Consider the following 5,080-nt stretch of genomic DNA (forward strand, 5'->3'; position numbering starts at 1 on the left):
GTAACGGAGCAGTCAATATCATGCATTGATTTGTTTGGTAGTCTTCCCAGCTGAAATAAGTTCCTCAAAAGGATTCATTCATTTTGAGTTAAATACATGTTTTCTAAAGTAAGATTATAAAGTTTGTAGAGTGGTATTAATAGGTTCATGAAACCCAGATAGTATAAGATTTAGTATTGGTATCCAAATAAAGTAATGCCATCAATCCTAACCTTGTTGTTTTAATAAAAGAGAGCTACTTGTAATTACATACTACAAAATGGGTAGGAGAATTAATAAGATTCCATAATGGTATGAATTAGGATTAGTGAATAGGAGATGGCTTATCAAGAAATGTTATAGAAGTCGGTTTAACAACTCCCCCAACTATAGGTAGGTCGGGGTGGCGTGTTTATGTATAGTGTGTATAAGCGGGGGTAATTACCACATTAACATCCCACCTTTCCTAGCTAAAGTGTGGTATTAGGTGTATCCACACAGTATGAAAGTAAGTGAATTGTCGATATTAGAAGGATTTCTAGGACTTTTGTAGAATATTAATATTGAATTGAATTATAAGGAGGGGATTAAAATGGCAATTCATCAACCGCCTATAGATTACATAGATATTCCTGCACCACAACATAGTAATGATGCTTATTATCGTGTTGTTTATGGGGATGTAGATTGGGAAGAAAACAATCAATTCAAGCGTGCAATTTACATTATAATGGGATATGGAGACAAGTTAACTTATCGCAGAGTGGCACATATTTTGACAACACCAAATACCCCTACTGATGTTTCGGATTTGGAAAAAGTATTAGCTGCCATTCAAAGATTAAAAGACCGTAATCAAACGTATAACGATTAAAATGAATAACATTACATAAATACCTACCTATCTAGTTTGATAGGTAGGTATTTATAAATTTGAAAAATTAAAAAGGTGGAGAATCATTGTGAATACATGGATATTTCAAGGGAACCCAACGAAGTTTAATGTAGATGATTATCTTTTAGAGAATGATTATATATGGTGGTCAATCAGACAAGAGCATTTAGTAAGTGACATAAATCTAGGTGATGAAGTATTCATTTGGCGTTCAGATGGTGCAAATAAAGGTAGTGGTGGTGCAGTTGCTTGAGAAAATGGGAGCAATAGTTGTAGCAAGCCCAAGTGCAAAGAAAGTAGACTACATGATTTACACAGATAATGGTGAGTATAAGTTATTAGAGCAAGCTGAGGAGTTGGGTATTATTGTAATTCCTATTTCAAGGTTTAATAGAATGGTATTAGAAGGAGATAAGGTATAGGTTCATTAGTACTGGAATTGCAAAGGGAAGCGTATCAGAATAATAAATCTCTTAATGTATTGGTATAATGTAACCATGAACATTGTATGTCATAGTCCGAAGTTTAGGAGTAATTAGATTGCTGAATTTCCACAGCATACTGATACGACGAATAAGACATTAAAGAAAAGTGACTTGTTGTGTTTATTGCGCTAAGGAGGAAGAGTTTTGAGTGATAACAAGATAGAGAGCAAAGTGCTTTATGCAATCAACATATCATTAATCCTAGTTATATATTTTTTAATTACAGGAATTGTTAATTCAGTTATTGGTTTCACTTTTGTTGTTGAGTTAACAAGCTCATTTTGGGGTCCTGCATCAACCTTTTTAGGTGCATTATCTGGTGCGGGCATTACGGGTTTTTTGGCTATCAAGATAAATCAAAAAGAATCCCAAAGACTAAGGGATTTAGAAACAGAAAAATCTAATAAGGTTTTAAGAATTCTAAATTACTATTCCCAAAATCTTTATGAGCACTTAGAGTCGATTTTATTTGCAGAAAATAGTTATAGTGAGATTAGAAATCCTATGGATGATGTTCCTTATGAAGAAGTAAGTGATGGTGAGTGGGTACCGCAATATATTCCTTATGAAGAGGTTTATGCATATGATAGGTTAATTAGACCACTTCTTGCATCTAGAAGAAAGTCTGCTCAGAAATTCGTTGATGAATTTAATAAGTTTAATGAGATTAATACTGATAACTTGAATTTTGGAAAATTGGATAAGTACCTAATGTTGAAAAGTGAATTTAAATTATTTGTGTTACCTGTCATATATAGAATAAATGATAAAGATAGTAGTAGAATTAACGTTAAGGAAATAGAGAAAATACAAAGTATCTTTATGGAACTTTCGTGTTTCACAAAAACTTAAGTCACTGCCAACCAACGATTGATTACAGCATTAAGTATGATTATATCTTGTTCACTTTTTAATTTTAATAAGGGGTATGATTATAATCACAACCTAACAGAGCAAATTATTCAATAAAGTATAGTGCTGGCTGTGTATAGTGCAAAACAGTTACGATTCAGAACTGATTCAAATATTGTGATAGGTGGGTAAAATCTTTAATTACAAGTTAAGGTAAAAGGAAGTGTTATAGTGAGAAAAATATTATTTGTACTGATAGGGTGTTCTTTAGCCTTGTTTGGTTGTACTGCAGAAAAAAGAGTTGAAGATAAAAATCAATTCGAAGATTTACAAGTTGATAACGATGAAGAGATGCTTGTATTGGATAAAGAGGTACAAATTGAAGATGAGGAAAATAAGTATAAAATAGAGAAAATTACTATTCCTATTGAATTAGATATGCAACAGGGTCCATTTAAAGTGTATCATGATTTCAGTTATGCATTAATAAAAGAGATGGCAAAAGAATTCAACATACCTGTCGAGGTAAGAGAATTTGCTACAACTGATGATTCGGATATCGCTTTAAGAAGAGGGGTTATAGATCTTATTACAGGTGTAATAAGATTGGAGCCTGAGGAAACAGAATTAACAAAGACATACTCATATTTTACAGGAACACTAATTAAACCTAATGGAGAAGAAGTGCTATCAGAAAGAAGTTATGCGATGGTTGTTAGAAAGGGAAATAAGGAACTAATAAACTTTTTAAATGATAATATTTTAAACTTCAAAGAATCAGGTAAGCTAGAACAGCTTCAAAATGAATATCTAGGTAATAGAGAAAAGTAAGGATAACGTTCAAAGGAAAGAACTCCTTTTACATAGATTGAGGGATGGCTTCACAAAAAGCTACAATAGGTTTATAATAGGAAATATAAAGAAATATCGAGAAGTGGTATAACTATAAAAAAATATGAATGAACGGCTCTACTACACGTTATGCACTCCAAAACGCAGCATCTGTTGCAGCGATGTTCTTGACTACTGAAGCAGTTATAGTCAATAAGAGAATCTCATCTTTTGAGGTTCTCTTATTCTGTTTTTATAAGGGATATTATAGGTGATGGTAGAAATACATATGAACTAAATGAAATCTGCAAAAACCTCATTAAATGTGTTATCATTGGTTCAAAGATAGTTTCGGTCTAAAAACGTAATTTGACCGAATCCCTAAAATCGCAAGAACGCGCACGTCTCAGTAGCTCAGCTGGATAGAGCAACGGCCTTCTAAGCCGTCGGTCGGGGGTTCGAATCCCTCCTGGGACATATTAAGGTTCGGATAAAACAAGTTTATATCTAACAAAAACACGTCAAACCCTATAATCAAGCATTGTGGTTGACTTCTTTTAGTATTAATTTGTCCTGTCTGCGATTGCCGTAACTTCACCATACGCAGGTACCAATTGTTTATACGGCTGAATCAATTTCATAATTAGTTGTTCTAATTGAAAAGACGAATAATTATATCACCATTTTTAAAATTGTTCGTAAACAGTGAGTTCTACTTTCGTTGATTGGAGCGGAAGTCGGCGACTCCAGCGGGAATAGCTTAAGCTTAAGCTTAAGACCCCGCGGGAAAAGTCATAACGAAGAACGCTTTATGCGACCATAAGCGTAGCGTTGGGAGCAGAGGCTGAAGCCAAGCCCGAGGAAAGCTTCCGACTGAAGCGGAAATCAACCTTGTTCGGATTTTAAGGTGAATAGCTCTATTATGAAATTGACTCGGCTACTGCAACCTTATGAATTCAGTTAATTGACTATCGTAATTATCGGGGGATTAACATATTTAAAGAGATTTACACCGTCTTCTTCTGCAGCTCTTGCTTCTGGGCTAGCAAGTGCCTCCGTCAGCTTTTGAATACTTTCAAACTCTAGTACTGTAATCATATATAATTCAAGGTTTGTATTTTGGGATTGAATAACGTGGTGTACAGAGTCTTTAATTATATTCGGTATTTTCAACCCAAGTGGTACGTGTACATTAAAGTAATGCTCTTCGAATCCAACTATATCCTTTGGTTGTTCGTACATAATAATCATTTTAGCCATGGACTAAACCCACTCCTTCATAAATGAACTAATTTAATATATTCGATAATCAGTGTTCTTATTCGCAAATGATGCATAGTAAAGGGTATGCATTTTAGTTGCCTGCGGAAAGTATTATCCATGAAATAGAACTTAACGAGGGTATTACTGTATTACTGTAGAAATGAATGGAGCTTGATCTATATTTGGATACTCCCAGTAAATAAACGAGTGATCTAAGTGAAAGATGATAAACAATCAGGAGTGTTCAAATAAACGTGAAAGTTTGACGCGCAACGTTTAATGTGAACTAAGTCAAGCGCTATGAAAATAAACTTTTGGCCGCGAGAAACCAAAGCCTCATAATGGTATTTTTTAAAACTCAACAATAATAGAACACTATAATGGCGTTTTTCCGCAACGTGAAAGTTCTTGTGTTCATTTTACAGGGATACCTCCTATTAAATACAAGCTCACGTTCTTTAATGTTTTATTCGTATTTGTGAAACAAGACCCATGATGCTGTGCGACGAGGTCATTAAAGCCTTAGGTACAAGTTAGAAGAAGTTTAGAAATTAAAAAACCGATACAAACGTTGTACTAACAGCGTTTGTATCGGTTTTTTTAAGTTTTTGAGAAGTCGTTCGAAAGCGATAGTAAGTACTATATATATAAACAATTATTACTATTTTAATCGTTCATTTTCTCAAAAGCAACGATTGTGCACTTATCTAATTGAAAATCTAATTCTTAACTGGTCATACTTTTTCTTATCAATCATAATGGATATACTCATGAA

General features: G+C 33.7%; 6 protein-coding genes, 1 tRNA gene and 1 pseudogene. 7 read left to right on the forward strand and 1 reads right to left on the reverse strand.

What is annotated here, in order from left to right; all coding sequences use genetic code 11:
• The first annotated feature begins 571 nt into the window (after window positions 1-571).
• The 7 genes and pseudogenes from H2672_RS18830 to H2672_RS18855 all read left to right on the forward strand — a co-directional run bounded on the left by H2672_RS18830 (window position 572) and on the right by H2672_RS18855 (window position 3,519).
• On the forward strand, window positions 572-853 hold the full coding sequence (locus H2672_RS18830) for a hypothetical protein (RefSeq protein WP_186673916.1): 282 nt from the start codon (window positions 572-574) through the stop codon (window positions 851-853).
• Window positions 854-941: 88 nt separating this feature from the next.
• Window positions 942-1,127, forward strand: coding sequence for an EVE domain-containing protein (locus tag H2672_RS18835; RefSeq protein ID WP_186673918.1), 186 nt, complete (start codon window positions 942-944; stop codon window positions 1,125-1,127).
• Window positions 1,120-1,296, forward strand: a complete 177-nt coding sequence (locus tag H2672_RS18840; RefSeq protein ID WP_186673920.1) for a hypothetical protein — start codon at window positions 1,120-1,122, stop codon at window positions 1,294-1,296. The genes H2672_RS18835 and H2672_RS18840 overlap by 8 nt, the downstream gene beginning before the upstream one ends.
• A 207-nt stretch (window positions 1,297-1,503) precedes the next feature.
• A complete protein-coding gene (locus tag H2672_RS18845; protein WP_186673922.1) occupies window positions 1,504-2,211 on the forward strand; it encodes a hypothetical protein in 708 nt (235 codons plus the stop codon).
• A gap of 231 nt (window positions 2,212-2,442) precedes the next feature.
• Entirely contained in the window at window positions 2,443-3,042 is a 600-nt protein-coding gene (locus tag H2672_RS20040) for a transporter substrate-binding domain-containing protein (RefSeq protein ID WP_186673924.1), read from the forward strand.
• A gap of 143 nt (window positions 3,043-3,185) precedes the next feature.
• A pseudogene (locus H2672_RS20045) lies at window positions 3,186-3,317 on the forward strand (hypothetical protein); the annotation flags it as partial.
• Window positions 3,318-3,445: 128 nt separating this feature from the next.
• Window positions 3,446-3,519 (forward strand) — tRNA-Arg (locus H2672_RS18855).
• 483 nt (window positions 3,520-4,002) lie between these two features.
• Here H2672_RS18855 and H2672_RS18860 read toward each other — a convergent pair.
• A complete protein-coding gene (locus H2672_RS18860) occupies window positions 4,003-4,302 on the reverse strand; it encodes an EthD family reductase (RefSeq protein WP_255485917.1) in 300 nt (99 codons plus the stop codon).
• Window positions 4,303-5,080: the final 778 nt, after the last annotated feature.

Source organism: Sporosarcina sp. BP05 (genome assembly GCF_014282005.1).
Lineage (GTDB): Bacteria > Bacillota > Bacilli > Bacillales_A > Planococcaceae > Sporosarcina.